General features: G+C 71.4%; 22 protein-coding genes, 2 tRNA genes and 1 other RNA gene. 14 read left to right on the forward strand and 11 right to left on the reverse strand.

Features of this window, described 5'->3' with window-relative positions; genetic code table 11:
• The first annotated feature begins 4 nt into the window (after positions 1 to 4).
• Both VM938_13700 and VM938_13705 read left to right on the forward strand, forming a co-directional pair.
• Positions 5 to 928, forward strand: a complete 924-nt coding sequence (locus VM938_13700; GenBank protein HVF76089.1) for an MBL fold metallo-hydrolase — start codon at positions 5 to 7, stop codon at positions 926 to 928.
• On the forward strand, positions 918 to 1,631 hold the full coding sequence (locus VM938_13705; protein HVF76090.1) for an HAD family hydrolase: 714 nt from the start codon (positions 918 to 920) through the stop codon (positions 1,629 to 1,631). The genes VM938_13700 and VM938_13705 overlap by 11 nt, the downstream gene beginning before the upstream one ends.
• 4 nt (positions 1,632 to 1,635) lie before the next feature.
• Here the strand turns inward: VM938_13705 and VM938_13710 are convergent, their stop codons facing one another.
• Entirely contained in the window at positions 1,636 to 2,220 is a 585-nt protein-coding gene (locus VM938_13710) for a hypothetical protein (GenBank protein HVF76091.1), read from the reverse strand.
• An 80-nt stretch (positions 2,221 to 2,300) separates the two neighbouring features.
• Between VM938_13710 and VM938_13715 the strand changes: the two genes are divergently transcribed.
• Together VM938_13715 and VM938_13720 are read left to right on the forward strand one after the other, a co-directional pair.
• Positions 2,301 to 2,549, forward strand: coding sequence for a GlsB/YeaQ/YmgE family stress response membrane protein (locus tag VM938_13715; protein HVF76092.1), 249 nt, complete (start codon positions 2,301 to 2,303; stop codon positions 2,547 to 2,549).
• Positions 2,550 to 2,559: 10 nt separating this feature from the next.
• The gene (locus VM938_13720; protein ID HVF76093.1) at positions 2,560 to 3,417 is read left to right on the forward strand and encodes an enoyl-CoA hydratase-related protein; all 858 of its coding nucleotides are present in this window, start codon (positions 2,560 to 2,562) and stop codon (positions 3,415 to 3,417) included.
• On the opposite strand, the gene VM938_13725 is transcribed toward VM938_13720, so the two are convergent.
• The 3 genes from VM938_13725 to VM938_13735 all read right to left on the reverse strand — a co-directional run bounded on the left by VM938_13725 (position 3,392) and on the right by VM938_13735 (position 5,897).
• Positions 3,392 to 5,257 carry an ABC transporter ATP-binding protein gene (locus VM938_13725; GenBank protein ID HVF76094.1) on the reverse strand — a complete coding sequence of 622 codons (1,866 nt, stop codon included), beginning with the start codon at positions 5,255 to 5,257 and terminating at the stop codon, positions 3,392 to 3,394. The two genes, VM938_13720 and VM938_13725, sit on opposite strands and share 26 nt — an antisense overlap.
• Before the next feature lie 85 nt (positions 5,258 to 5,342).
• Positions 5,343 to 5,429, reverse strand: a tRNA-Ser gene (locus tag VM938_13730).
• An 18-nt stretch (positions 5,430 to 5,447) separates the two neighbouring features.
• Entirely contained in the window at positions 5,448 to 5,897 is a 450-nt protein-coding gene (locus VM938_13735; GenBank protein ID HVF76095.1) for a nucleoside deaminase, read from the reverse strand.
• Between the two features lie 195 nt (positions 5,898 to 6,092).
• Here VM938_13735 and VM938_13740 point away from each other — a divergent pair, with 195 nt between their 5' ends.
• Positions 6,093 to 7,127 carry a caspase family protein gene (locus tag VM938_13740; GenBank protein ID HVF76096.1) on the forward strand — a complete coding sequence of 345 codons (1,035 nt, stop codon included), beginning with the start codon at positions 6,093 to 6,095 and terminating at the stop codon, positions 7,125 to 7,127.
• An 87-nt stretch (positions 7,128 to 7,214) separates the two neighbouring features.
• Positions 7,215 to 7,982 (forward strand): CAP domain-containing protein, encoded by a 768-nt coding sequence (locus VM938_13745; GenBank protein ID HVF76097.1) that lies wholly within the window; start codon positions 7,215 to 7,217, stop codon positions 7,980 to 7,982.
• A 55-nt stretch (positions 7,983 to 8,037) separates the two neighbouring features.
• Here the strand turns inward: VM938_13745 and VM938_13750 are convergent.
• Positions 8,038 to 8,122, reverse strand: a tRNA-Ser gene (locus tag VM938_13750).
• A 56-nt stretch (positions 8,123 to 8,178) separates the two neighbouring features.
• Here VM938_13750 and ffs point away from each other — a divergent pair.
• From ffs to recR, 4 genes are all read left to right on the forward strand, one after another.
• An RNA gene (ffs, locus tag VM938_13755) (signal recognition particle sRNA small type) lies at positions 8,179 to 8,278 on the forward strand.
• Between the two features lie 531 nt (positions 8,279 to 8,809).
• Complete coding sequence (dnaX, locus tag VM938_13760) at positions 8,810 to 10,594, forward strand: DNA polymerase III subunit gamma/tau (protein ID HVF76098.1); 1,785 nt, start codon at positions 8,810 to 8,812, stop codon at positions 10,592 to 10,594.
• Positions 10,591 to 10,935: a YbaB/EbfC family nucleoid-associated protein gene (locus VM938_13765; protein HVF76099.1), complete on the forward strand. Its 345-nt coding sequence runs from the start codon at positions 10,591 to 10,593 to the stop codon at positions 10,933 to 10,935. The genes dnaX and VM938_13765 overlap by 4 nt, the downstream gene beginning before the upstream one ends.
• 7 nt (positions 10,936 to 10,942) lie before the next feature.
• Positions 10,943 to 11,542, forward strand: coding sequence for a recombination mediator RecR (gene recR / locus VM938_13770; GenBank protein ID HVF76100.1), 600 nt, complete (start codon positions 10,943 to 10,945; stop codon positions 11,540 to 11,542).
• 87 nt (positions 11,543 to 11,629) lie between these two features.
• Here the strand turns inward: recR and VM938_13775 are convergent, their stop codons facing one another.
• The gene (locus tag VM938_13775) at positions 11,630 to 13,039 is read right to left on the reverse strand and encodes an ATP-binding protein (GenBank protein HVF76101.1); all 1,410 of its coding nucleotides are present in this window, start codon (positions 13,037 to 13,039) and stop codon (positions 11,630 to 11,632) included.
• Positions 13,040 to 13,153: 114 nt separating this feature from the next.
• Positions 13,154 to 14,338, reverse strand: coding sequence for an acetyl-CoA C-acetyltransferase (locus VM938_13780; GenBank protein ID HVF76102.1), 1,185 nt, complete (start codon positions 14,336 to 14,338; stop codon positions 13,154 to 13,156).
• A gap of 103 nt (positions 14,339 to 14,441) precedes the next feature.
• Here VM938_13780 and ccrA point away from each other — a divergent pair, with 103 nt between their 5' ends.
• From ccrA to VM938_13795, 3 genes are read left to right on the forward strand one after another with little or no spacing between them, the layout of a single operon-like run.
• Positions 14,442 to 15,785 (forward strand): crotonyl-CoA carboxylase/reductase, encoded by a 1,344-nt coding sequence (gene ccrA / locus VM938_13785; protein HVF76103.1) that lies wholly within the window; start codon positions 14,442 to 14,444, stop codon positions 15,783 to 15,785.
• Positions 15,782 to 16,210, forward strand: a complete 429-nt coding sequence (mce, locus tag VM938_13790; GenBank protein HVF76104.1) for a methylmalonyl-CoA epimerase — start codon at positions 15,782 to 15,784, stop codon at positions 16,208 to 16,210. The genes ccrA and mce overlap by 4 nt, the downstream gene beginning before the upstream one ends.
• A gap of 57 nt (positions 16,211 to 16,267) precedes the next feature.
• A complete protein-coding gene (locus VM938_13795; protein HVF76105.1) occupies positions 16,268 to 19,039 on the forward strand; it encodes an ATP-dependent DNA helicase UvrD2 in 2,772 nt (923 codons plus the stop codon).
• Here the strand turns inward: VM938_13795 and VM938_13800 are convergent, their stop codons facing one another.
• The gene (locus tag VM938_13800) at positions 19,040 to 20,167 is read right to left on the reverse strand and encodes a Fic family protein (protein ID HVF76106.1); all 1,128 of its coding nucleotides are present in this window, start codon (positions 20,165 to 20,167) and stop codon (positions 19,040 to 19,042) included.
• 68 nt (positions 20,168 to 20,235) lie between these two features.
• On the opposite strand from VM938_13800, the gene VM938_13805 reads away from it, so the two are divergent.
• Positions 20,236 to 21,126: a 5'-3' exonuclease H3TH domain-containing protein gene (locus VM938_13805; protein ID HVF76107.1), complete on the forward strand. Its 891-nt coding sequence runs from the start codon at positions 20,236 to 20,238 to the stop codon at positions 21,124 to 21,126.
• On the opposite strand, the gene VM938_13810 is transcribed toward VM938_13805, so the two are convergent.
• The 3 genes from VM938_13810 to VM938_13820 are packed head-to-tail and all read right to left on the reverse strand — an operon-like array spanning position 21,095 to position 23,525.
• Positions 21,095 to 21,331: a hypothetical protein gene (locus tag VM938_13810; GenBank protein ID HVF76108.1), complete on the reverse strand. Its 237-nt coding sequence runs from the start codon at positions 21,329 to 21,331 to the stop codon at positions 21,095 to 21,097. The two genes, VM938_13805 and VM938_13810, sit on opposite strands and share 32 nt — an antisense overlap.
• Positions 21,303 to 21,755, reverse strand: a complete 453-nt coding sequence (locus VM938_13815; protein HVF76109.1) for a hypothetical protein — start codon at positions 21,753 to 21,755, stop codon at positions 21,303 to 21,305. Before VM938_13815 ends, VM938_13810 begins: the two co-directional genes overlap by 29 nt.
• A 12-nt stretch (positions 21,756 to 21,767) precedes the next feature.
• Complete coding sequence (locus tag VM938_13820) at positions 21,768 to 23,525, reverse strand: ABC transporter ATP-binding protein (protein HVF76110.1); 1,758 nt, start codon at positions 23,523 to 23,525, stop codon at positions 21,768 to 21,770.
• Positions 23,526 to 23,554: the final 29 nt, after the last annotated feature.

A 23,554-nucleotide genomic window follows, 5' to 3' on the forward strand; every position in this document is an offset into this window, starting at 1 on the left:
GACCATGGCGACGCGCATCGGACCGGGCGTAGTGGAGATCGACACCTTGCTCGGTGGCTGGGACCGGGTGACGGCCGGTTACCTGGTGGAAGGGCCGGCGCCGGTGCTGGTGGAGACGGGGAGCCAGAGCTCGGTGCCGACGTTGCTGGCCGAGTTGGCCGAGCTCGGGCTGGGGCCGTCCGACTTGGCCGGCGTGGTGGTCACCCACATCCACCTCGACCACGCGGGAGGCGTGGGCGACGTGGCCCGGGCCTTCCCCAAGGCGACCGTCTACGTGCACGAGAAAGGCGCCCGCCACCTCGCCGATCCGTCGCGGCTGGTCGACTCGGCCGCCATGGTCTACGGCGACCTGCTCGACACCTTGTACGGCCGCCTCGACCCCACGCCCGCCGAGCGCATCCACGTGCTCGACGACGGCGAAGAGATCGAGGTCGGCCCTGGGCGAGCGCTCACCACCGTCGATTCGCCGGGCCACGCCAAGCACCACTTGGGGCTGCACGACTCGGAAAGCGGCATCCTCTTCGTGGGCGACGCCGTGGGCGTGCGGCTGCCCGACGCTGGCGTGCTGCGGCCCTCGTCACCCCCGCCCGACTTCGACCTCGACCAGGCGCTGCACTCGTTGCAGAAGTTCGCCGCCCGCTCGCCTGCCGGCATCGCGCTGGCGCACTACGGGTTGGTGCCCGACCACACCACCGTGCTCGACGAGGCGGCCGACACCCTGAACCGGTGGGCGAACGTGGCCGAGCAGGCGTGGCGTGAAGGGCGCGACATCGCCGCCGCGCTGGAGTCGGCCTTTGCCGACGACCTGGTGGCGGTGGGCGAGGAACATCGGGAGAAGCTGGAGACCCTCAACGGCGTGCACTCCAACGCCGCGGGCCTGCGCCGGTGGCTGGAGACACGGGAGGGCACCGCCGCCCATGCCCATTGAGGCCGTCGTCTTCGACTGGGGCGGCACCCTCTCGCGTTTTGCCGAGATCGACATGGAGGACATGTGGCGGCTGGCGGCGCGCCACCTGGCGCCCGATCAGGAGGACGAGATGTGCGCCCGGCTGGTGGCGGTCGAAGCGGCCTCGTGGGCCCGCATCGAGGTCGACCAGCGGGCCACCACGCTGACGTCGCTGTTGACGCTGGCGTCGGGCGAGCTGGGCCTCGACGTGACCGAGGCGGTGCTGGAGGAGGCGGCCACGCATCACCTCGACTCGTGGACGCCGCACATCCAGCACGACCCCGACGCCGCCCCCGTGCTGGCCGCGCTGCGGGAGCGGGGGCTGCGCATCGGGCTGCTGTCGAACACCCACTGGCCGCCCGCGTTCCACGAGCACTTCCTCGAACGCGACGGGCTGGCCGAACTCATCGACGTGCGCTGCTACACGAGCGAGATGACGTTCACCAAGCCCCACCCCGAGGCTTTCCGGGCCGTGCTCGACGCGCTCGGCGTGGGCCGTCCCGACTGCGCCGTCTTCGTGGGCGACCGCCGTTACGACGACGTGTGGGGCGCCCAGTCGATCGGCATGCGCGGCGTGTGGCGCCGCAACGACCTGGTGCCCGCCTACGACGTGGAACCGGCGGGCGTGGTCGACACGCTGACCGAGCTCCTTCCGCTGGTCGACGGGTGGTCGGCAGCCGGCTGACCGGTCAGGTGGCGCGCTTCGACCAGTCGTCGATGCTCTCGTTGGTGCGGCGGACGAGCCGGCGGTAGAGCACGAGGGCGCCCACGAACACGGGCAGGCCCACCCAGTTGCCGACGTCGAAGACGACGTGCACGACGGCGCTGATGGCCCACGTGGTGGCCAAGGCGAGGGACACGGCGATGCCCCACGACGACTCGGCCGGCCGCGGCTTCGCCGCCGGCTTCTCGCCCTGCAGAAGGGCCAGGTTGGCGGCCAGGCCCCGTTGCCGGGGACGGAACGTCGACCACCACCACAGGTGCCCGACGAAGCCGGCAAGCCCGAGCACGAAGGTGAAGGCGGACGCACCCGACGACCCGTCGCTCACCAGGTAGGCGATGAACCCGCCCGCCACGGCGGACCCGCCGTAGAAGGGAAGGTCGCGTACCAAGCCGATGCGCAGGCGGTACCGGGCGTAGGCGACGGTCACGTCAGCCAACTCCGGGTTCGGCACCGGCACCCCTGTTTCCACCGCCCAGTAGACCCAACTCTGGTCGCTCTTCGACAGTCGCTTGAACGCTGCCTTGCCGTCGCGGAGGTCGGAGGTGGCCATGGTGAGATTCCTGCACCAATGCCTGCCCGTTCGCCCCACTTGGTACGCCTCTCCGTCCCTCGTGGGGCAATGTGGTGGCCATGTTGATCGTCTCGGTGTTGCTGGTCGGGCTGGCCGCGGGTGCACTGGCTCGCTTCTTGGTGCCGGGGCCCGACCCCATGGGCATCTTCGCCACCCTCGCCCTCGGGCTGCTCGGCGCCTGCCTGGGAGCGGTCGCCGCCACAGTGATCTCCGAGGACAACGACGGGCTCGGCCTGCTGAGTGCGGTGATCGGCTCGGTGGTGATGCTCCTCCTCTACCGAGCAGTGACACAGCGGCGCCCGGTCTAACGTCCCGCGAGTGGACCTGAAAGCGACTCGCTACGAAACCGGTGACGGCGTGGCCGTCGTCACCCTCGATCGCCCCGACCGGCTCAACGCCTGGACCAGCCGCATGGAACAAGAGGTGCGGTGGTCCTTCTCCGAGGCCGACAACGACCCCGACGTCCGGGTCATCGTGCTCACGGGTGCAGGCCGCGGATTCTGCGCAGGCGCCGACATGGCGGCGCTGAAGCGGCTGGAGGACGGCGCCCGCTACGGCGAGGTCCTCGGACGCGACGGCGGCGAAGGCAGCGAGGTCCCCGAGGTGTCGCCGGGCGCAGGCGTGCGCCCCGACTTCGAGCACGGCTACTCATGGCTGCTGGGCCTGCGCAAGCCGGTGATCGCCGCGGTGAACGGGGCGGTGGCGGGCGTCGGCTTCGTCCTCATGTGCCACACCGACATCCGCTTCGCCGCCGAGGGCGCCAAGCTCACCACCTCCTTCGCCCGCCTCGGCCTACCCGCCGAACACGCCGTCTCGTGGCTCCTGTCGAGGCTGGTGGGCGCGGGCCGCGCCGCCGACTTGTTGCTGTCGGCCCGCGTCGTGCGAGCCGAAGAGGCCTTCACCATGGGCCTGGTGAACCGGGTGTTCCCTGCCGAGACGCTGCTCGACGAGACCATGGCCTACGCCAAGGCGATGGCCGCCGAGTGCTCCCCCGCCTCGCTCCTCACCATGAAGCGCCAGCTGTGGACCGGCCTGCTCGACTCGCTCGACTCGGCCGCCTCCGACGCCGAGGCCCTGCTGCTCAAGATGCTGGCCGAGGACGACTTCAAAGAAGGCGTGCGCGCCTACCGGGAGAAGCGCCCGCCCGCCTTCACGCCTCTGCCGCGCCAGGGCTGACGCCCCGCAGGTACTGCGTCTCGTACAGGTCGGCGTACAGCCCGCCGCGCCCTACCAGTTCGTCGTGCGTGCCCCGCTCGACGAGGCGCCCGCCGTCGACCACGAGGATCTGGTCGGCGGCCTGGATGGTCGACAGCCGGTGGGCGATGACGATCGAGGTGCGGCCCTGCAGCGCCGAGGCCAGCGCCTGCTGCACCAGCACCTCGGTCTCGGAGTCGAGGTGGGCGGTGGCCTCGTCGAGGATGACGATGGCCGGGTCCTTGAGCAGCACCCGGGCGATGGCCAGCCGCTGCTTCTCCCCGCCCGACACCCGGTAGCCCCGCTCGCCCACCAAGGTGTCGTAGCCCTCGGGCAGGGCGGCGATGACGTCGTGGATGCGCGCCGCCCGGCACGCCGCCACCAGTTCCTCGTCGGTGGCGCCGGGCTTGGCGTAGCGCAGGTTGGCCGCCACCGAGTCGTGGAAGAGGTGGGCGTCCTGGGTGACCACGCCGATGGCGTCGGTGATGCTCTGCAACGTGAGTGTGCGCACGTCGTGGCCGTCGATGCGCACGGCGCCGGCGACCACGTCGTAGAGCCGGGGGACGAGGTGCGACAAGGTGGTCTTGCCTGCGCCCGACGGCCCCACCAGCGCGGTCAGGGTGCCGGGCTCGGCCCGGAACGACACGCCCCGCAGCACCCAGGCAGTGGCGTCGGCGCTGGCCGGTGCCGCGCCCTCCGACTCCAGCGACGCGATCGACACGGTGGCCGCCGCCGGGTAGCGGAACCACACGTCGTCGACTTCCACGAGCCCCTGCGGCCGCACCAGGGCCGCGGCGTCGGGCGCCTCCTCGATGGCCCGCGGCGCATCGAGCACCTCGAAGACCCGCTCGAACGACACCATGGCGGTCAACAGCTCGACCCGGGCGCCCGCCAAGTCGGTGAGCGGTGAGTACAGCCGTTGCACGTAGGCGGCCAGGGCCACCACGGTCCCCAGTTCCAAGGTGCCCCGGATGACGGACCGGGCGCCCAGCCAGTACACGCCCGCAGTGCCCACGGCGCCGACGAGCCCCAAGGCGGCGAAGAGGATGCGTCCGGTGAAGGCCTGCGTCACCCCGGTGTCGCGCACGTCGGCCGCTCGCTTGGCGAACTCGTCGCCCTCCTGCTGCGGCCGTCCGAACAGCTTCACGAGCATGGCGCCCGCCACGTTGAACCGCTCGGTCATCGTCGTGTGCATGCCCGCGTTGAGGTGCATGCGTTGGCGGGCCAGTTCCTTGAGCCGCCGGCCCAAGCGCCGGTCGAGCACCACGAAGGCGGGCAGCACCATCAGCGCCAACCCGGTGATCTGCCAACTGAGCACGACCATGGCGGCCAGCGTGGTGACCAGTTGCAGCACGTTGGAGGTGACGGTGGCGACGGTGCCCACGGTCTGCTGGGCGCCGACCACGTCGTTGCTCAGCCGCGACAGCAGGGCGCCCGTCTGGGTGCGGGTGAAGAAGGCGATCGGCATCGACTGCACGTGGTGGTAGAGCGCCACCCGCAGGTCGTAGATCACGCCCTCGCCGATGCGGGCGCCGAACCACCGGTTGAGCAGGCTGAGCCCGGTGGTGACCACGGCCAAGCCCACGGCGGCGAAGGCCAGCAGGTTGACCAGGCCCATGTCGCGCTCGGGGATGGCGTGGTCGATGAGGTGCTTGAAGATCAGCGGCGGCACCACGCCCAGCACCGAGGCCAGCACGATGACGCCGAGGTAGACGAACAACATGGCCCGGTAGGGCCGCACGAACGCCCACGCTCGACGCACGACGGCCCGGTCGAGCCGGGCGTTGTCCACGTCGATGTCGGCACCTCGGAGATAGCGCATCTTGATGAGGCAAACCTAGGGCGCGGCGACGACATTCCGGGAGTGGACGCGGCACGGGGCCTCCCGGAGGAGGCCCCGCTTGCTGCGGAGGGGGTGGGATTTGAACCCACGGTGAGGTTGCCCCCACAACGGTTTTCGAGACCGTCCGATTCGGCCGCTCTCGCACCCCTCCAAGACCGGCCCCGCGACTCTAGCGGCGACGACCGGCGAAGAAGGCCGCCAGAACCGCTCCGCACTCGGGCGCCCGCACGCCGGGGGTGATCGGCACCTCGTGGTTCAGCCGGGGGTCGGCGCACACGTTGTAGACCGACCCGCAGGCGCCCGCCTTGGGGTCGGCGGCACCGAACACCAAGCGCCCCACCCGGGCCGCCACCAGCGCGCCTGCGCACATGGGGCACGGCTCCAGCGTCACCACCAAGGTCACGTCGGACAGGCGCCAGTCGGGGCGCCCGGCGGCCACGTCGGCCAGCACCAGCAATTCGGCGTGGGCCAAGGGGTCGGCCCGCAGCTCCCGTTCGTTGTGGCGGGCGGCCACCACCTGGCCGTCGACCAGGGCCACCGCCCCTACCGGCACGTCGCCGTGGGCCACGGCCGCTTCGGCCTCGGCCAGCGCCAGCGCCATGGCTTCTTCGTCGGTCACCCGGGTGACGCTAGGCGCGGAAAGTTCGGCCCTCCCCAGGAAGGTATCCGCACGACCAGTGAAGAACTTGACCCCCCAATGGGACCGTTCGGGCGGCGCTGGGGCCGTCCGGGTGGACCCGATTCCGTCGGCGGAACCGAGTTGGGGGTCAAGCTGAACTCGAGCGTCCGTCGTAGGTGGCGTCTTGCCGTGGCCATGGCGGCCGTGGTCTCGACCTCCTGCGCGACGGCGTCGCTGACCAGTGGGCCGGGTCCCGACGACCTCGCCTCGGCGGCCGGGCCGCTCGATGCTGCTGTCACCCAGATGGCCACCCTCGAGGCCGCCGCCCCTGCTGCGCCTGCCGACGTGGCCATTGCGCCGCCCCCCGAGGCCATGGAGGGCGAGACGGCGCTGCGCCCCCCGCCCGCCAAGCTCGCCGCCCGCCCCCAGGGCACCGCTGCAGGCACGTGGGCGGTCATCATCGGCGTCGACGACTACCCGGGCGTGAAGTACGACCTGCGCTCGGCCGTCAACGACGCCCACGACATGGACCGGGCGCTGGCGGGCATGGGCGTGCCCGGCGAGAACCGCCTGGTGCTGACCGACGGCCAAGTGACCCGAGGCACGATCCGCAACGCCGTCGAGTGGCTGACCGCCCGGGCCGGTCCCGACGCGGTGGCCGTGTTCTTCTTCGCCGGCCACGTGCGCAAGTTGTCAGCGACCACCGAAGCCATGATCGGCGCCGACGGACGGGCCGTCTCCGACGCCGAACTGGCCGCGTCGCTGCGGCCGTTGGCTGCCCGCCGGGCCTGGGTCGGCATTGCCGCGTGTTACGGCGGCGGTTTCACCGAAGTCCTGGCCCCGGGGCGGGTGCTCACCGGTGCCGCCCCTGCCGACGAGCCCGCCTACGAGAACTCGGAGTTCTCCCGCTCGTACATGGTCGAATTCATGGTGCGCCAAGCCATGATCGAAGGACGGGCACCCGAGACCGTGCAGTCGGCTTTTGCCTATGCCCGCGACGCGCTGGCCCAGAAGTACCCGAACCGCCAGCCCGTGCAGTTCGACCACGGCGGCGGTGCGCTCGACCTGCGCCAGCCGGGCATGCCTGCGCCGCAGCGCAAGCCTTCGCCTGCCCCCCAACAGCCGTCGACGCGGACGACGCCGACCACGGCTGCGCCTCCGAAGAGCGGCGACGACGGTGGCGACGACGAGAAGAAATGCACCGGGTTGGGCACCCTCTTCGGCTGCTGAACCAGTTGTCCCATTTGCCCGGCTAGGGTTTTCCGGTCCACGTGTGCACGTCCGTGGGCTTCCACGATCAGGGAGGTTCCTCTCCGCATGTCGTTTTCCGTTCGTCCCCCCGTCCGCCGCCGCTTCCTTGCTCCATTGGTGATCGCCGCCGCTCTGGTGGGCTCTCTGTTCGCCCTCTCCGCCCCCGGGACTGCCGTGACCAACGACGAGGCCGCCCTCGCCTCATTGGTCAACGGCGCCCGGGCCGCCGCCGGGTTGCCCGCCCTCGCCGTCAGCGGGGGGCTGTCCGACGTCGCTCGGTCGCATTCGGCCTCGATGGCTGCGGCCGGCGACATCTACCACTCCGGTGCGCTCGGCAGCACGGTCGGCACCGCCGTCCCCAACTGGACGTCCGTCGGTGAGAACGTCGGCGTGGGTGCAACCGTGGCCGAGGTGCACGCCGCCCTCATGGCGTCCGGTTCGCACCGGGCCAACATCCTGGGCGACTACAACGTGCTCGGCGTCGGCGTGGTGCGCAGCGCCGACGGCCGGCTGTGGGTGACCGAGCTGTTCGCCAAGACCGCCACGGTCGTGGTCGAGCCTGCTCCTACCCTCGTGCCCGAGCCCGTCCTGGCTCCGGTCGACACCACCGTGGTGACTCCGGCCGCTGTGGCCCCGGCACCGACCCCCAAGGCCCGCCCGGCCAAGGTGCGGGCGGCCGCCCGCCCGGCGCCGCGGCGAGCAGCAGCGGTGCGGCCCGCGGCAGGCGACTGCCTGCCTGAACAGGCGCGGGGCCAGGGCCATGCCTACGGACGGTGCGACGACGTGCCCCGTGGTGCGGGTTCAGCCAACGCCAACGCCAAGGGCCGGCGCTAGACGCTTGGCGTCCCCACCGGCCATCTCGGCCGGTGGGGCGCATGCCGAGGCAGAGCGGAGGGAGTGGGATTTGAACCCACGGAGGGTTGCCCCTCACACGACTTCCAATCGTGCCGATTCGGCCGCTCTCGCATCCCTCCGAGCAGCCCGAGGCTATCCGGTATCCTCGGAGGCGTGGCCCGTCGTTCCGTGCGGCGGTCGGGTCCTGCGCAACGGCGCACCGTGAACCGAGTCAGGGCCGGAAGGCAGCAGCTCTCAGCGGATTGCACCGTGTGCCGCAGGCCAGCCTGACCGTCGCACCGAGCGCCGGGCCGCTGTCGCGACTGCGGCCAGGAGGCCCGTGGCCACTGCGGCCGGGGCGGCGAAGGGGCGGTCGGCTTCCAGCAGGCGCTTCGGCTCGACTTGGTTGCACAACCCGGAGCGCCAGCGCCCGTCGTCGTCGCGGCGCAGCAACAGCCCGATGCTCCGGCCCGGCTGCACTTCGAGTCCGCATGCTGCGCCCGAAGCGGCCGAGTAGACGGTCACGGCCGTTGCGAGGTCGCCCTTCACCGAGCGCTCGACGGTGAAGCGGAAGGCCACGAGCTGGCCGCCGTTGAGCACGCCGTTGGCGTCGGGCGCCGTCTCGTCCTGCGATAGGAGGGCGCCGACGAAGGCGGCGTCGGCGTTGCGCAGCCCCTTGCGGGGGTCGACCACGACGCACGTGCAGGCCCAGGCCGCCATGGTTGAGGCGACCGTCAGGGCCAGCCACATGCCGGCGACCACGGCGACGCGTCTCATGCCGGTGCGACGAGCGTGCGGCGGCTCCGGTTCCCGTAGGCTCCGAGCCGATGGCCGAGCCCACCTTCCAGTCGCTCTACCGTCGCTACCGGCCCCAGCGCTTCGACGAGGTGCGGGGGCAGGACCACGTCACCCTGGCCCTGCGCAACGCCGTTCGCGACGCCAAGGTCAGCCACGCCTACCTCTTCAGCGGGCCGCGGGGCACGGGCAAGACGTCGACGGCCCGCATTCTGGCTAAGGCGCTCAACTGCACCGCTTCGGTGGAGGGCGAGCCGTGCGGCGTGTGCGACTCGTGCGTGGCCGTGCAGCAGGGGCATTCGCTCGACGTCCACGAGCTCGACGCCGCCTCCAACAACGGCGTCGACGCCATGAAGGACCTGGTGTCGCGAGCAGCGCTGGGCACGCCGGGACGGTGGAAGGTCTACATCGTCGACGAGGTCCACATGCTCACGACGGCGGCGTCGAACGCGCTGCTGAAGACGCTGGAGGAACCGCCCGCCCACGTGGTGTTCGTGCTCGCCACCACCGACCCGCAGAAGGTGCTGCCGACCATCAGGTCGCGCACCCAGCACTACGAGTTCCGGCTGCTGGCGGGCGACGTGCTGGCCTCGCTGCTGCGCGACGTGAACGCCGACGCGGGCCTGGGTGTAGCAACCGAGGCCATCGACCTGGTGGTGCGGCGGGGGCGGGGGTCGGCCCGTGACGCCCTGTCGGTGCTCGACCAGGTGGCCGCCGCGGGCTCGGTGGAAGAGGAGGTGTCGACCAGCGACGCCTTGGCCGAGGCGCTGTGCGACCGCGACGCCGGGCGGGCGCTGGTGGCGGTGGCCGAAGGGTGCGCGGCGGGGCGCGACCCGCGGCGGCTGGCCGAAGACCTCATCGAGCACCTGCGCAACGCCTTCCTGGTGACGATGGCGCCCGGGTTGGTCGACCTACCCGACGAGGCCAAGGCCCGGGTGGAGGACCAGGCCCGCCGGCTGGGGCCGGCCGGGTTGGTGCGGGCCATGGAGGAAGTGGGCCAGGCCATCGCCGAGATGAAGGAGGCGCTCGACGCCCGCATCTCGTTGGAGGTGGCACTGGTGCGTGTGGCCCGGCCCGACGCCGACGTGTCGCCTGCCGCCCTGCTCGACCGGATCGAACGGCTGGAGCGGGGCTTGTCAGGCCATGTGACGGAGCCGTCACGGGCGGCGGCCCGGGAGGCTGTGCCCGCGGCGCCGCCGGCGCCTGCGGCAACGCCGGCCGCTCCTGCTGCGACGCCGGCCGCTCCTGCTGCGACGCCGGCGAGTCCTGCGGCGGCCGGCCCCGCCGCTGCGGCCCGGGCCACGCTCGGCGCTCTGCGGCAACGTCCGGCCGCAGCTCCGGCACCGTCGGCGCCCGCCCCGCCCCCGCCGACTCCCCGTGCTGCGGCGCCCGCCCCGGCCACGGCACCGGCGTCGAGCGACGGCCCCATGCCCAGCCGCGACGACCTCACCAAGGCGTGGGGCGACACCGTCCTCGCCTCGCTGCCGCAGCGGGCCAAGGCCCGCTTCTCGGGCGGCCGGTTCGTGTCGGTAGAGGGCGGCGCGGCCGTGTTCGCCCTGCCCAACAAGATGCACCGCGACCGGTGCGAGGAGGTCCGCCCCGAGGTGGAGGCGGTCCTCGGCGCCCACTTCGGCATGCCTGTCCGCCTCAAGCTGGTGGTCGAGGAAGCGGCAGGCGCGGCGCCCGTCCCCGAGGCGCCTGAACCGGTCGAGGAGGTGGTCGACATCGACGACCTGCGTGACGCACCGGCGGCGGTAACCTCGCCTGAGGAGCGGCTGAAGCAGGCGTTCCCCGGGGCCCTGGAGGTCGATCCGTGAGCAACGAGCAGTTCGACATGGGAGCCCTCCTGCAGCAGGCCCAGGCCATGCAGCAGCAGCTCATGGAAGCCCAGGCGCAGGCGGCCGAGCAGGTCGTGGAGGGGCAGTCCGGCGGCGGGGTCGTCAAGGTGCGCATGACCGGCGGCATGGAGTTCGAAGCCGTCACAATCGACCCGTCGGCCGTCGATCCCGACGACGTCGGCATGCTCGAAGACCTGGTGCTGGCGGCGGTGAACGACGCCGTGGCCAAGGCCCAGGAGGCGACGCAAGCGGCCACCTCCCAGGCGCTCGGGGGCCTCGACCTCGGCGGGCTCGGCCTGCCCGGCACCACGCCCTACTAGGCACGAGGTGTACGCAGGCCCGGTTCAGGACCTCATCGACGAGCTGGGGCGGCTGCCCGGCGTCGGCCCCAAGTCGGCCCAGCGCATTGCCTTCCACCTGCTGAAGCTGCCCAAGGAAGATGCCCTGCGGCTGGCCCGGGTGATCGGCGAGGTGAAGGAGCGCATCTCGTTCTGCCGGCGGTGCTGGAACGTGGCCGAGGGCGAGCTGTGCGGCATCTGCGCCGACATCCGGCGGGAGAGCGGCGTGCTGTGCGTGGTGGAAGAGCCCCGCGACATCGTGTCGATCGAGAAGACCCAGGAGTTCCGGGGGCGCTACCACGTGCTGCAGGGGGCGATCTCGCCGATCGAGGGGATCGGCCCCGACCAGTTGCGGGTGAAGGAACTGTTGGCCCGGTTGGAGCCGGAGGGCATCACCGAGGTGATCCTGTGCACCAACCCCAACATCGAAGGCGAGGCCACCGCCATGTACCTGGCCCGCCTGCTGTCGCCGCTCGGGCTCAAGACCACCCGCATCGCCAGCGGCCTCCCCGTGGGCGGCGACCTCGAGTACGCCGACGAGCTCACCCTCGGCCGGGCCCTCCAAGGCCGCCGCGAAGTCGAGGGATAGTTAGAGTACGCCGTTAGAGTGCACAAAACCGCAGGTCAGAGGCTATGCCCTGACTCTCGAACCGTTACAGCACCGGGTTACAGTGGGTTACTCACTGTGGAGCCGCCACACTGCTCGGGGGTCCTTCGGGCTCTGTCCGACCCAGTCGATCAACCCGGCGTCGCGAAGCTGGTAGAGCCGTCGCAGCGTGGCCGGTCGTCCCATGCCGATCGTGTCGGCGATGTCACCCGTGCTGATGGCGCCGGCATTGCGGATGAGTTCCATGATGTCGCGCGACCGGCTCGGCAGGCGGGCCCCCAACTCGGGGCTCAACGGGGTGGCTGCCAGCACGAGCCGCACGCTGCCAGGCGTCTGTGTGTAGACGGGGTCGCCGAGGCCGGCCGTGCGCATCTCGTCGAACATGCGCCGGATGCCTTCACCCAACTCCTGTCCGAAGTCGAGGTCGGCGCACACCCGGGCGATGCGCGGGTTTCGGGAGAAGCGGCGCACGCGCCGGGGGTCCTCCACCACGCCGGGGAACCGTCCCGGGCTTTCGATCTCGATGCGGTTGTCGTAGACCTCCACCCGGATGTGGTCGCCGCCGAGGCTGTAGGAGCGGTGGATGACGGCGTTGACCACGCCCTCCAGCCAGGCGTCGCGCGGGATCAGGCCTTCGCGCACGAACCGGCCGTCGGGGCCCAGCACCCGGCGGGACGGCGCCAGCCGAGCGACCTCCTGTTCGACGTCGCGCATCACCTCGGGGATGGGGCCTTCGCAGCGCACGTCGACCTGCAGGTTCTGGCGACGCCCGGTCGTGCGCTCGACGCCTTCGTAGCGGAGCACGCGCACGTAGGCCTCGGGGAAGTGGTCCTGGGGGTGGCGTCCGAACAGGAGATAGCCGGCAGCGGAGAGCCGCTCGTCGGCCGTGAGCAACATGCGAGCTTGCAGCGTCCGCTCCACGTCGGTGCCACCGACTCGCCTGAGGTACTCGGCCACGACATCGGGGTTCAGGTCGCCCAGCGTGGCGTCCGCCACCGGTGTCCCGTCGAAGTGCGCCTGCCCCTTGTCGAAGGTGAGCTCCTGGCGCTCTCGGAAACGCAGGCGCTTGTTCTCGTCACCGACCCGCAGATAGCAGTCGTCGGCTTTGGTGCAGTGCACGACGTCGCTCGGCGGCACGTCGATCACCAGTAGGTGGTCGGGCTCGCCCCGATGGTTGGTGCACGTGACCAAGCGGTGGCGGGAACGAACCGGGGGCTCGCAGTGGTCGATGGCGGCCTGGACAAGGTCGTTGCGGTGAGCCGGGAAGTCGTCGGTCCCTTCGATCCTGCCGTCGTCGATGCCGAGGACGACCGTGCCGCCTTCGGCGTTGGCGAAGGCGACCAGGTTCTGGGCGAGCTTGAGCGGCGCGATGCGGGCGCTCTTCCGGTCGAACCACTGGTCTTCCGCTATGGCGACCAGCGCCAGGCCCACTTCGTCGGGCGGCAGTTCGACGGCGTGCAGGGCTGTCGACTTGAACACTAACCTACTGTAACATTGTTATAGTAGGTTAGAGAAGGGACGATCCCGGCTTCCTGACTCGAGTACCCGCTGCCCGGAAACCAGGCAGCGGGTACTCGGGAGCGCGGGTCAGGCCTAGATGGTGCGGAGGATGAGGGCGTCGCCTTGGCCGCCGCCGCCGCACAGGGCGGCTGCGCCGGTGCCGCCACCACGGCGGCGCAGTTCGTGCAGCAGCGTCAGCGCCAGCCGGGTGCCCGACATGCCGATCGGGTGGCCCAGCGAGATGGCCCCGCCGTTGACGTTGCAGATGTCCTCGGACACGCCGAGGTCGGCCATCGAAGCGATGCCGACGGCGGCGAACGCCTCGTTGAACTCGAACAGGTCGACGTCGCCCACCGACATGCCCGCCCGGTCGAGCGCCTGCTTGGTCGACCGCGACGGCTGCGTGAGCAGCGACGGGTCGGGGCCGGCCACCTGGCCGTAGGACACGACCTCGCCCAGCGGCTGCACGCCCAGCGACTCCGCCTTGGCCTTCGACATCACCACAACGGCGGCCCCGCCGTCGGAGATCTGCGAGGCGTTGCCCGCGGTGATCGACCCGTCGGCTGCGAACGCGGGCTTCAGCGCACCCAGCGAATCGGTGGTCGTGCCCGGCCGCACGCCCTCGTCGGTGTCGACCAGCACGGGGTCGCCCTTCCGCTGCGGCACTTCGACCGGCACGATCTCGTCGGCGAAGCGGCCTTCCTTGATGGCCGCCGAGGCCCGCTCGTGGGAGGTGGCGGCGAAGGCGTCCTGCAGGTCACGGGAGATGGTGCCCGCCGCCTTGGTGTACTTCTCGGTGCCCGCACCCATGGCGCACACGTCGAAGGCGCAGAACAAGCCGTCGTGCATCATGGCGTCGACGACCTTCTGGTCGCCGATGCGGTAGCCCGCCCGGGCGCCCGGCAGCAGGTACGGCGCGTTGGTCATCGACTCCATGCCGCCTGCCACCACGATGTCGGCTTGGCCGCTGTTGATGAGCAGGTCGGCCAGGAAGATCGTGTTGAGGCCCGACAGGCACACCTTGTTGACGGTGGTGGCCGGGACCGTCATGGGGATGCCCGCCTTGACCGCCGCCTGGCGCGCCGTGATCTGGCCCTGCCCGGCCTGGAGCACCTGGCCCATGAACACGTAGTCGACCGCCTCCGGCGACACGCCCGCCCGCTCCAGCGCCGCCTTGATGGCGAAGCCGCCGAGGTCGACCCCGGAGAACGACGCCAGTGCACCGCTCATCTTGCCGATCGGGGTGCGAGCCCCTGCGACGATCACCGATCCGGCCATGTGTTCCCTCCCGATGGACTGAGTGGCACAAGTCTACGGATGCCGCCGGAGTAACGACCACCCCGGGTGGAGCACCCTGCCTACCCGCGGGTAGCTTCCGGGCATGTCGATCCAGGCCATCCGTGACGCCATTCTCGGGGGAGCGTCAGGCGACGAGATCGCCGCCATCCCCCTGCCCGACGCCTACCGCGCCGCCTTCGTCCGCAAGGACGACGTCGGCATGTTCGAGGGGCTTGCCTCCAACGACAAGGACCCCCGCAAGTCGATCCGCGTCGACGACGTGGCCCTGCCCGAGATGGCGCCCGACGAGGTCTACGTGGCCGTCATGGCCAGCGCCATCAACTTCAACACGGTGTGGACGTCGATCTTCGAGCCCCTGCCGACCTTCGGGTTCCTCGAGCGCCTGGGCAAGGAGAGCAGTTGGGGCGCCCGCCACAACCTTCCGTACCACGTGTTGGGTTCCGACGGCTCGGGCGTCGTCCTGCGGGTGGGCTCGGCCGTGCGCAACTGGAAGCCGGGCGACCGGGTCACCATCCACTGCAACCACGTCGACGACCAGGACCCGACCGCCCACGACGACTCGATGATCGCCGCCAACCAGCGCATCTGGGGCTTCGAGACGAACTTCGGCGGCCTGGCCGACATCAGCTTGGTCAAGGCCAACCAGCTCATGCCCAAGCCCGCCCACCTCACGTGGGAAGAGGCGGCGGTCAACGCACTGACCAACTCGACCAGCTACCGCATGATCGTCAGCCAGAACGGCGCCCCCATGAAGCAGGGCGACGTCGTCCTCATCTGGGGCGCGTCGGGCGGCCTCGGCGGCTACGCCGTGCAGTACGTGCTCAACGGCGGCGGCATCCCCGTCGGCATCGTCTCGTCGCCCGAGAAGGTCAAGCTGCTCAACGAGTTGGGCTGCGAGCACGTGATCGACCGCAAGGAGAAGGGCTACCGGTTCTGGAAGGACGACACCACCCAGGACGAGAAGGAGTGGCGCCGCCTCGGCAAGGACATCCGCGCCCTCGTCGGTGAGGACCCCCACATCGTCTTCGAGCACCCGGGCCGCCAGACCATGGGCGCCTCGGTGTTCGTGTGCGCCCGGGGCGGCACCGTCGTCACCTGCGCGGCGACCTCCGGCTACATGATCGAGTACGACAACCGCCACCTCTGGATGAAGCTGAAGACGATCAAGTCGTCGCACTTCGCCAACTACAAGGAGGCGTGGGAGGCCAACCGGCTCATCGCCAAGGGCATGATCCAGCCGATCCTGTCGGCCGTGTACCCCTTGGAGCAGACGGGCGAGGCGGCCTTCCAGATCCACCACAACCTGCACGAGGGCAAGATCGGCGTGCTGTGCCTGGCCCCCGAAGAGGGCCTCGGCATCGACGACCCGGAGTTCCGGGCCAAGGTGGGGGAAGACAAGATCACTGCGTTCCGGAGGCATGCATGAGCGGTAACCACTCGCACACGTCGGGGTCGTTGACCGACATCGACCACGTCGGCATCGCCGTGCGCGACCTCGACGCCGCCGTCGAGTGGTACGAGAAGATGTTCGGCGCCACCGTCGCCCACCGCGAGCGCATTGAGAGCGACGGCGTCGACGAGGCCCTCATCAAGGTGGCCGACTCCTACATCCAGCTGCTGCAGCCCTATACCGACACCTCGCCGCTGGCCAAGTACATGGAGCGCAACGGCGAGGGCATCCACCACGTGGGCTACCGGGTCAACGACTGCGACGAGGTGCTGGAGTCGGTCAAGGCCCAGGGGGCACGGGTGGTCGACGAGCACCCGCGCACCGGGTCGCGGGGCACGACCGTGGCCTTCCTCCACCCCAAGACAAGCTTCGGGACGCTGATCGAGCTGGTCGAGGAGTAACCCTCAACTTCGGCGGTCCCGCATAGCTGTCGCACCCCCGTCTGTAGGGTCGGGGGCATGCCGTTTCCTGCACCGGCCGAGCTCGGACGAGGCGCCATCGTGCTGCCCAGCCGTGCCGCGCCCGCCGGGTCCGAGGGGTGGCCGGTGGTCGAGGTGGCGGGCGTCGAGGCGGTCGACGTCCTCCACGGGCACTGGCTGCGGCGGGAACCGGTGGTCGTGGTGCTGGCGGTCGACCCCGGGTGGCTGCGGGAGCCCGAGGTCGACAACCGGGAGCCGTGGGAGCTCGACGTGGGCTTCGAGTTCCGCCGGGAGCGCCTGCAGTTCCTGGTGTGGATGAACAACTGGGACTGCCGGGGCGACGAGCCGGTGTGGTGGTGGGCCCGCAAGGCGGAGCGGTTAGGGGCCACGGTGGGCGGGCCTGCCGACGTGGTGTTGCCCGACGGCACCCCGGTGTGGATTGACGGCGGGCCTCGCCAGCCCCTGCCGCTCGACATCGTGCATCGGGAGTCGGTCGACCTGGGGCGCCTGACAGTCGCCCGGTGGCAGGCATCGGCCGCCGAACTGGCGCCCGACCAACAGGCGGCGGTGGCGCACGGGGTAGGGCCGGCCCGTGTCATCGCCCCGGCGGGATCGGGCAAGACCCGGGTGCTGACCGAGCGCCTGCGCCACCTCCTTGGCGACCGCGGGTGGGAGCCCGAGACGGTGGCGGCCGTGGCCTACAACAAGCGGGCGGCCGACGAGATGGCCGAGCGGGTGGTCGGCGTGCCGGCCCGGGTGCGCACCTTGAACTCGCTGGGGTTGGCCTTGTGCAACGGCACCGGCGGCTTCCGGCGCCCGGCCGGGCGGGCTCGCCGGGAGGTGGTCGAAGAGGTCGCCGTCCGCCAGTTGATCGACCAGCTCATCGAGCTTCGGCGGGCGCCCAACACCGACCCCTACGTGGCCTACCTGGAAGGGCTGCAGGCCATACGCATGGGGCTGCGCGACCCGGCCGAGGTCGAGGTGGCCCTCGACGCCCCCGGCTTGGCCGACCTGTTCGAGCGCTACTGCCGCCTGCTCGACGACAAGGCGCTGATCGACTTCGACGGCCAGCTGTACGAAGCGTTGCGGGTCTTGCTCACCGACCCCGCCGCTCGGGGGGTGGCCCAGAAGCTGTCGCAGCACCTGCTGGTCGACGAGTTCCAAGACCTCACGCCGGCGCACCTGTTACTGCTGCGCCTGCTGGCCGCGCCCGCCTACGACGTGTTCGGCGTGGGCGACGACGACCAGGTCATCTACGGCTTCAGCGGGGCGTCGCCCGAGTACCTCATCGAGTTCGACCGGTTCTTCCCTGGTGCCTCGAAGTACGCGCTGGAGGTCAACTACCGCTGCCCGCCTGCGGTGGTGGGGGCGGCCACCACGCTGTTGTCGTACACGCCGCGACGCATCGCCAAGGAGATCCGGCCCGCGCCGGGGCGCGAGCCGGTCGACGGCGAGTTGGTGGTGCAGCGGGTGGCCGACGTGGAAGAGGCAGCGACGACGGCCGACGTCCTCAGCGGGTGGCACGACGAGGGGGTGCCGTGGTCGTCGACGGCGGCGTTGGCCCGGGTGAACTCGGCCTTGTTGCCGCTGCAGCTGACCTTGGTGGAGCGGGCCATCCCCAGTCGCCGGCCCATCGACGTCAACATCCTGTCGCGCACGGGCATCCGGGCGGCATTGGCCTACCTGCGCATCGGGCTCGACCCCGGTCGCATCGCTATCGCCGACGTGACCGAGACCATCCGGCGCCCGTCGCGGCGCATCTCCCGCAAGGTGGTCGAGATGCTCGGCCGGTCGCGCACGACCAGCGTGTCCGACGTGCGCCGGCTGGCCGGGCGGTTGTCGGGGGGCGACGTGGCCAAATTGGAGGCCTACGCCGCCGACATCGACCGGGTGGTGCGAGCGGTGGAGACGGGCGACGTGCGGGCAGTGCTGCGCACGATCCGCGTCGACATCGGGCTGGGCTCGGCCATGGATGTGCTCGACGGCGTGCGCCGCGAGGCCGACCGCTCCACCCACGCCGACGACCTGGTGGCCTTGGAGCAGGCCGCCGCGCTGCACCCCGAGCCGGAGACGTTCGAGCGCTGGCTGCGGGGCGTGCTGTCGACGCCTCGTTCCGACGAGCCCGGCGTGGAGCTGTCGACCATCCATCGGGTCAAAGGCCGGGAGTGGGACAACGTGGTGGTGTTCGGGGTGCGCGACGACTTGCTCCCGCACCGGCTGGCGAGCGACGAGGCCGAGGAGCGCCGCTTGCTGCACGTGGCCATCACCCGGGGGCGCCGCCGGGTGGTGGTGGTGGCCGACCAGGCGGCGCCGTCGCCGTTCCTCGACGAGCTGGCGGGCACCCGGTCGCACGACGAGGTGCGGCCGGTGCGGGTGCGGGCCACGGCCGCGTCGGCGGCGTCGGCCCGAGCGGCGCCGACCGTGGCCGCCGAAGTCGGGCTCGAGGTCGGGATCGGCGGCTTCGAGGGCGTCGTCGTCGAGGTGGGGGAGACCGGGGTGCTGGTGTCGGTGGGACGCGCCCGCATGTCGGCGGCCTACGGCAGCGAGGTGCGCATCGCGGGCCGCGCCCTGCGGCTGGTGCGGCCGGGCGACGAGCGCTTGGTCGAGGCGCTCAAGGCCTGGCGGCGGGAGACGGCGATGCGCGACAAGGTGCCCGCCTACGTCGTGTTGAGCGACAAGGACGTCGAGAGCATCGCCGAGCGGGCGCCCCGCTCACTGGCAGAACTGGCCGCCTGCCGGGGCATCGGCGCCACCCGCCTGGAACGCTACGGCGACGAGCTGCTCGCCGTCATCGAGGGGGTGGTCGCCTGATCAGCGAGACCACGCACTGACCAGTGCGATCAATTCGGGTGCCACCCACCACTTCCGAGGCCGGCCTCGGCCCTGGGCCACGCGGTCGAAGCGCTCGACGATCTCATAACGGGCCAGCGTCTCCAGGGCGGCCCGCCCGGCGCGCTCGCTGACATCCAGTGCGTCGGCCACCGTCGCCGCCCCCAGCACAGGATGTTGTGGGAGAAGGGAAAGCACCTGCCGGGCGGTGGCATCGGTGCGCACGTCGGTCAGTCGATCGGTCCACTGGGCCTGCAGCTCCTGCACGTCGTGGACGAGGTTGATCGACGCCTCGCCCGCGCCTCCGACGACATCGGCGAACCAGGCGACCCATGGGTCCGCCTGCCCGAGGCGGAAGTGCGTCAGCCCGGCCAGGTACCCCCCTCGGTCGGTAGCAATGCGGACGCTCACGGGCGGCGGGGTCACCAGGCCCAGGCGACGGCTCAGGACCCAGCCCACCAACACGCGCCCCACGCGACCGTTGCCGTCGGCGTACGGGTGGATCACCTCGAACTGCGCATGGGCCACGGCCGCCTGCGTGACGGGGTCCACATCGGTGCGGTTCACGAACTCGACCAGGTCGGTGAGCAACCGCTCGACCGCATCGGGCGGCGGCGTCACCAGCGCGGCGTCGAGTGGGCTCGTGCCCCCGATCCACCCCTGCTCCTTACGGGGGGTCCCCACCAGGCGGGGGGGCAGGTGGCGTGTGCCCCGCATGATGAGCCCATGCCAGCGATGGAGGGAGCGCACCCGCAGCGGGCCTTCCTGGGCCTCGCCGACCGCCGACTGGACCGCTTTCAGGTTGTCGGCCACCCAGGCGGCGTGCTCACCGACGGCTGGATCGAGCTCGGCGACGGCCACGTCGACCAACGGCGCCCCGACGCCTTCGATGAACGAGGACGCCACGCCTTCGGTTCGGAGCAGGAGCCGTCCTAACGCCTCCCACTGGCGCGGGAGCTGGTCGTTGCTGCGACGGGCCAGGGCGGCAGCGCGTTCGGTCCCCCGCGTGGTGCGCTCGGTGAGCGACAGGTCGCGGGCGGCCAACAGATCGGGGACCCAAGCTCGTGCCCGGCGCCCGTTCCACAGGATCGGCACTTCGCGTCCGCCCATTTACGGAAGGATACCAGAACAGTCTTCCGTAAATGGCACAGTTTCGGAAGGCGCCTACCGTGGCGGCAATGCGTGTCCACTTGATCGACGGCACCTACGAGCTGTTCCGCCACCACTTCGGCGCCCCGCCTGAAGTGCGGGAGAAGTCGACGGCGGCGGCCACCCGCGGCGTCGTCAACTCGGTGCTCACCCTGCTGGCCGAAGGCGCCTCCCACGTCGGCGTGGCCACCGACCAGGTCATCGAGTCGTTCCGCAACGACCTGTGGCCGGGCTACAAGAGCAGCGCGGGCATGCCCCCGGAACTGCTCGTCCAGTTCCCCCTCGTGGAGGAGGCGCTGGCCGCCCTCGGCGTCGCCGTGTGGCCCATGGTCGAGCTCGAAGCCGACGACGGCCTGGCGTCGGCCGCTGCCGTGGCCGCCGCCGACGACCGGGTGCTGCAAGCGGTGATCTGCACCCCCGACAAGGACCTGGGCCAGTGCGTGGTCGGCGACCGGGTCGTGCAACTCGACCGGCGCAAGAACGTCGTGTTCGACGAGGCGGGGATCGTCGCCAAGTTCGGGGTGCTGCCCACGTCGATCCCCGACTACCTGGCGCTGGTGGGCGACTCGGCCGACGGCTTCCCCGGCCTCAAGGGCTGGGGCGCCAAGGCCGCGGCGGCCGTCCTACGCCGCTACCCCCACATTGAGGACATCCCCCGCCTGGGGGAGCGCTGGGACCTCGACGTGCGGGGCTGCCGCACCCTCGCCAACACGCTGGCCGACCGGTACGACACAGCCTTGCTCTTCCGCGAGTTGGCCACGCTGCGCATCGACCGCGACTGCGTCGGCACCGTCGACGACTGGCTGTGGCGCGGCCCGACGCCCGCCTTCCCCGAGGTGTGCGAGCGCATCGGCGCCACATTCCTGGTGGAACGTGCCGCCGACGTCCTCAGGCGAAAGCAGGCGGCAGCGGCAGGCTGAGCGCAGCCTCCAGCCGGCGCAGGTACTCCCGCCGCGTCACCTCGATCACCCCGAGCGACGCCAGGTGCGGCGTCGACCACTGCACGTCGACCAACGACGCCCCGCCCGCCCGCAACACGTCGACCAAGCCCACCAGCGCCACCTTGGAGGCGTCGGTCTGCCGGTGGAACATCGACTCACCCGCGAACAGCCCGCCGACGGCCACGCCGTACAACCCGCCCACCAAGTCGTCGCCCGCCCACGTCTCCACCGAGTGTGCCCACCCCCAGCCGGTGCAGGCGCTGGTACGCGGCGGCGATGTCGTCGTCGATCCACCCGTAGGGCCGGGCCGGGTCCGCACACGCCCGCACCACCTCGTCGAACGCGGTGTCGATGCGCACCTCGAAGCGCCGGCACGACCGCCGCAGCGACCGAGACACCCGCAATTCGTCGAGCGGCAGCACGCCCCGCAACCGAGGCGACCACCACGCCAGCCTGCTCTGCACCGGCATGGGGAACAGCCCTGTGCGGTAGGCGGCCAGCAGCGTGCCCGGCCCCAGGTCGGCGCCGACGGCCACGATCTCGTCGTCGCTGTCGAGGTCGTACGACGGGAAGCCCCAGCGGGTGGGCGGCGGCTCGACGGGCGGCACCCCCCGAGCCTGTCAGCGCCGGACGGGGTCCGCCTCGATGCCCGACGTCCACCGGCTGTGCAACTGGGCGTACACCCCGCCTCGCTCCAGCAGCGCCCCGTGGGTGCCTGCCTCCACCAGCCGCCCGTGGTCGAGCACCAGCACCAGGTCGGCCCGCTCTGCCGTCGCCAGCCGGTGGGCGATGGTGATCGACGTCCGCCCCCGGGCCAGGCTCTCGATGGCCCGCGTCAGCCGTACCTCGGTGGCGGGGTCGACGGCCGAGGTGGCCTCGTCGAGGATCAGGCACGTCGGGTTGGCCACGTAGGCCCGGGCCAACGACACCAACTGGCGCTCGCCCACCGACAGGTGCTCGCCCCGCTGGCCCACGGGCGTCTGCAAGCCCTGCGGCAGCCCGTCGACCCACGGCTCCAAGCCGAGCTCCACGAACCCCAGCCGCACGTCGTCGTCGGAGGCATCGGGCCGCCCGAAGCGCACGTTCTCCGCCACCGTGGTGTCGAACAGGAAACCCTCCTGGGGCACCAGCACGAACGAGTGCCGCAACGACGACGCGGCGATGTCGCGCAGGTCGATGCCCGACACCAGGATGCGGCCCGTGGTGGGATCGGCCAGCCGGGTCAACAGCTTGGCCAGGGTCGTCTTGCCCGAGCCCGTGGCGCCGACCAGCGCCACCCGCCGTCCTGCGGGCATGACGCAACTGACGTCGTGCAGCACCGGCGTCGAGCCGTACGAGAACGACACCCGGGTGACCACCACCTCGGGCGGCCCCGGCGGCAGCACCAGGCCGGGCACCGGGTCGGGCACCTCGACGGGCGTGTCGATCACGTCGAGCACCTTGCGCCAGCCGGCCACGGCCAACTGGGTCTGGTCGACCACCTCGGTGAACTCGGCCACCGGCTCGAGCAGCAGCAGCACCAGGAACACGAAGGCCACCAGCCGCCCGGCCGTTAGGCCGCCCTCGGGACCGATGGCGACGCCGGCGGTGACCACGCCTGCCACCGTCAGCACCGAGAACACGTCGGCCGACGGGAACAAGAAGGCCGAGATGACCGCCGCTCGGATGTTCGTCGAGCGGCTGTCGTCGATGGCGCCCCGCACCCGGGCGGTCACGTGGTCCTCCGCCTTGTAGGCCCGTATGGCGGCGGCCCCCATGAGCATCTCGGAGATGGCCGACAGCAGCGCGCCCACCTTGTCGCGCACCAAGGCGTACGCGCCGGACAGCCGTCGTTGCACCGCCCGCAGCACCAGCGCCATGGGGACCAGCACGGCGATCGTCACCAGCGTCAGCCGCCAGTCGTAGACGAACATCACCGCCAGCACGCTCGTCATCACCGCCCCGTTCACCAGCCACGCCACGCCGCCCCACGACAGGAACTGGCTCAGGGTCTCCACGTCGGAGGTGACCCGGCTGACCAAGGCGCCCCGGCGCTCGTCGGTCTGGGTGGCCAGGCTCAGCCGGTGGATGTGGCGGAAGGCCCGCACCCGCAGGCCCGCCAGCGCCGACTCGCCCGCGGTGGCCAGCCGCCGCCGGGTGGCCTGGGCCGCAAAGGCGGTGATCACCACGATGGCCAAGCCGGTGATCGTCAGCGTCCACATGGTGCGGCTGCCCGCCCCGGCCTTCAGCCCGTGGTCGAGCGTGAGCTGCACGAGGATCGGCACCGTCACCCGTCCGCCCGCGCCGACCAGGGCGAGGAGGACGGTGAGCCCCGCGCCCTCCCGCAGCTCAGGCGACGTCCGCCACCCCCGCCGCAACACATCAACCGTCGAAGTCATGGCAGAACCGGCCCGCGGCCGGAGCCCCC

The sequence above is a fragment of the Acidimicrobiales bacterium genome (genome assembly GCA_035536915.1).
GTDB lineage: Bacteria > Actinomycetota > Acidimicrobiia > Acidimicrobiales > JAHWLA01 > JAHWLA01.

What these genes read in the sequence shown, in the direction of transcription:
- VM938_13740 (HVF76096.1), top strand. Translation starts at nt 6,093, where the DNA reads ATGGCGGCCGTGGTCTCGACCTCCTGCGCGACGGCGTCGCTGACCAGT.
- VM938_13820 (HVF76110.1), bottom strand. Translation starts at nt 23,525, where the DNA reads ATGACTTCGACGGTTGATGTGTTGCGGCGGGGGTGGCGGACGTCGCCT.
- ccrA (HVF76103.1), top strand. Translation starts at nt 14,442, where the DNA reads ATGTCGATCCAGGCCATCCGTGACGCCATTCTCGGGGGAGCGTCAGGC.
- VM938_13705 (HVF76090.1), top strand. Translation starts at nt 918, where the DNA reads ATGCCCATTGAGGCCGTCGTCTTCGACTGGGGCGGCACCCTCTCGCGT.
- VM938_13795 (HVF76105.1), top strand. Translation starts at nt 16,268, where the DNA reads ATGCCGTTTCCTGCACCGGCCGAGCTCGGACGAGGCGCCATCGTGCTG.
- VM938_13805 (HVF76107.1), top strand. Translation starts at nt 20,236, where the DNA reads ATGCGTGTCCACTTGATCGACGGCACCTACGAGCTGTTCCGCCACCAC.
- VM938_13715 (HVF76092.1), top strand. Translation starts at nt 2,301, where the DNA reads ATGTTGATCGTCTCGGTGTTGCTGGTCGGGCTGGCCGCGGGTGCACTG.
- VM938_13710 (HVF76091.1), bottom strand. Translation starts at nt 2,220, where the DNA reads ATGGCCACCTCCGACCTCCGCGACGGCAAGGCAGCGTTCAAGCGACTG.
- VM938_13745 (HVF76097.1), top strand. Translation starts at nt 7,215, where the DNA reads ATGTCGTTTTCCGTTCGTCCCCCCGTCCGCCGCCGCTTCCTTGCTCCA.
- VM938_13780 (HVF76102.1), bottom strand. Translation starts at nt 14,338, where the DNA reads ATGGCCGGATCGGTGATCGTCGCAGGGGCTCGCACCCCGATCGGCAAG.
- VM938_13700 (HVF76089.1), top strand. Translation starts at nt 5, where the DNA reads ATGGCGACGCGCATCGGACCGGGCGTAGTGGAGATCGACACCTTGCTC.
- VM938_13800 (HVF76106.1), bottom strand. Translation starts at nt 20,167, where the DNA reads ATGGGCGGACGCGAAGTGCCGATCCTGTGGAACGGGCGCCGGGCACGA.
- mce (HVF76104.1), top strand. Translation starts at nt 15,782, where the DNA reads ATGAGCGGTAACCACTCGCACACGTCGGGGTCGTTGACCGACATCGAC.
- dnaX (HVF76098.1), top strand. Translation starts at nt 8,810, where the DNA reads ATGGCCGAGCCCACCTTCCAGTCGCTCTACCGTCGCTACCGGCCCCAG.
- VM938_13725 (HVF76094.1), bottom strand. Translation starts at nt 5,257, where the DNA reads ATGCGCTATCTCCGAGGTGCCGACATCGACGTGGACAACGCCCGGCTC.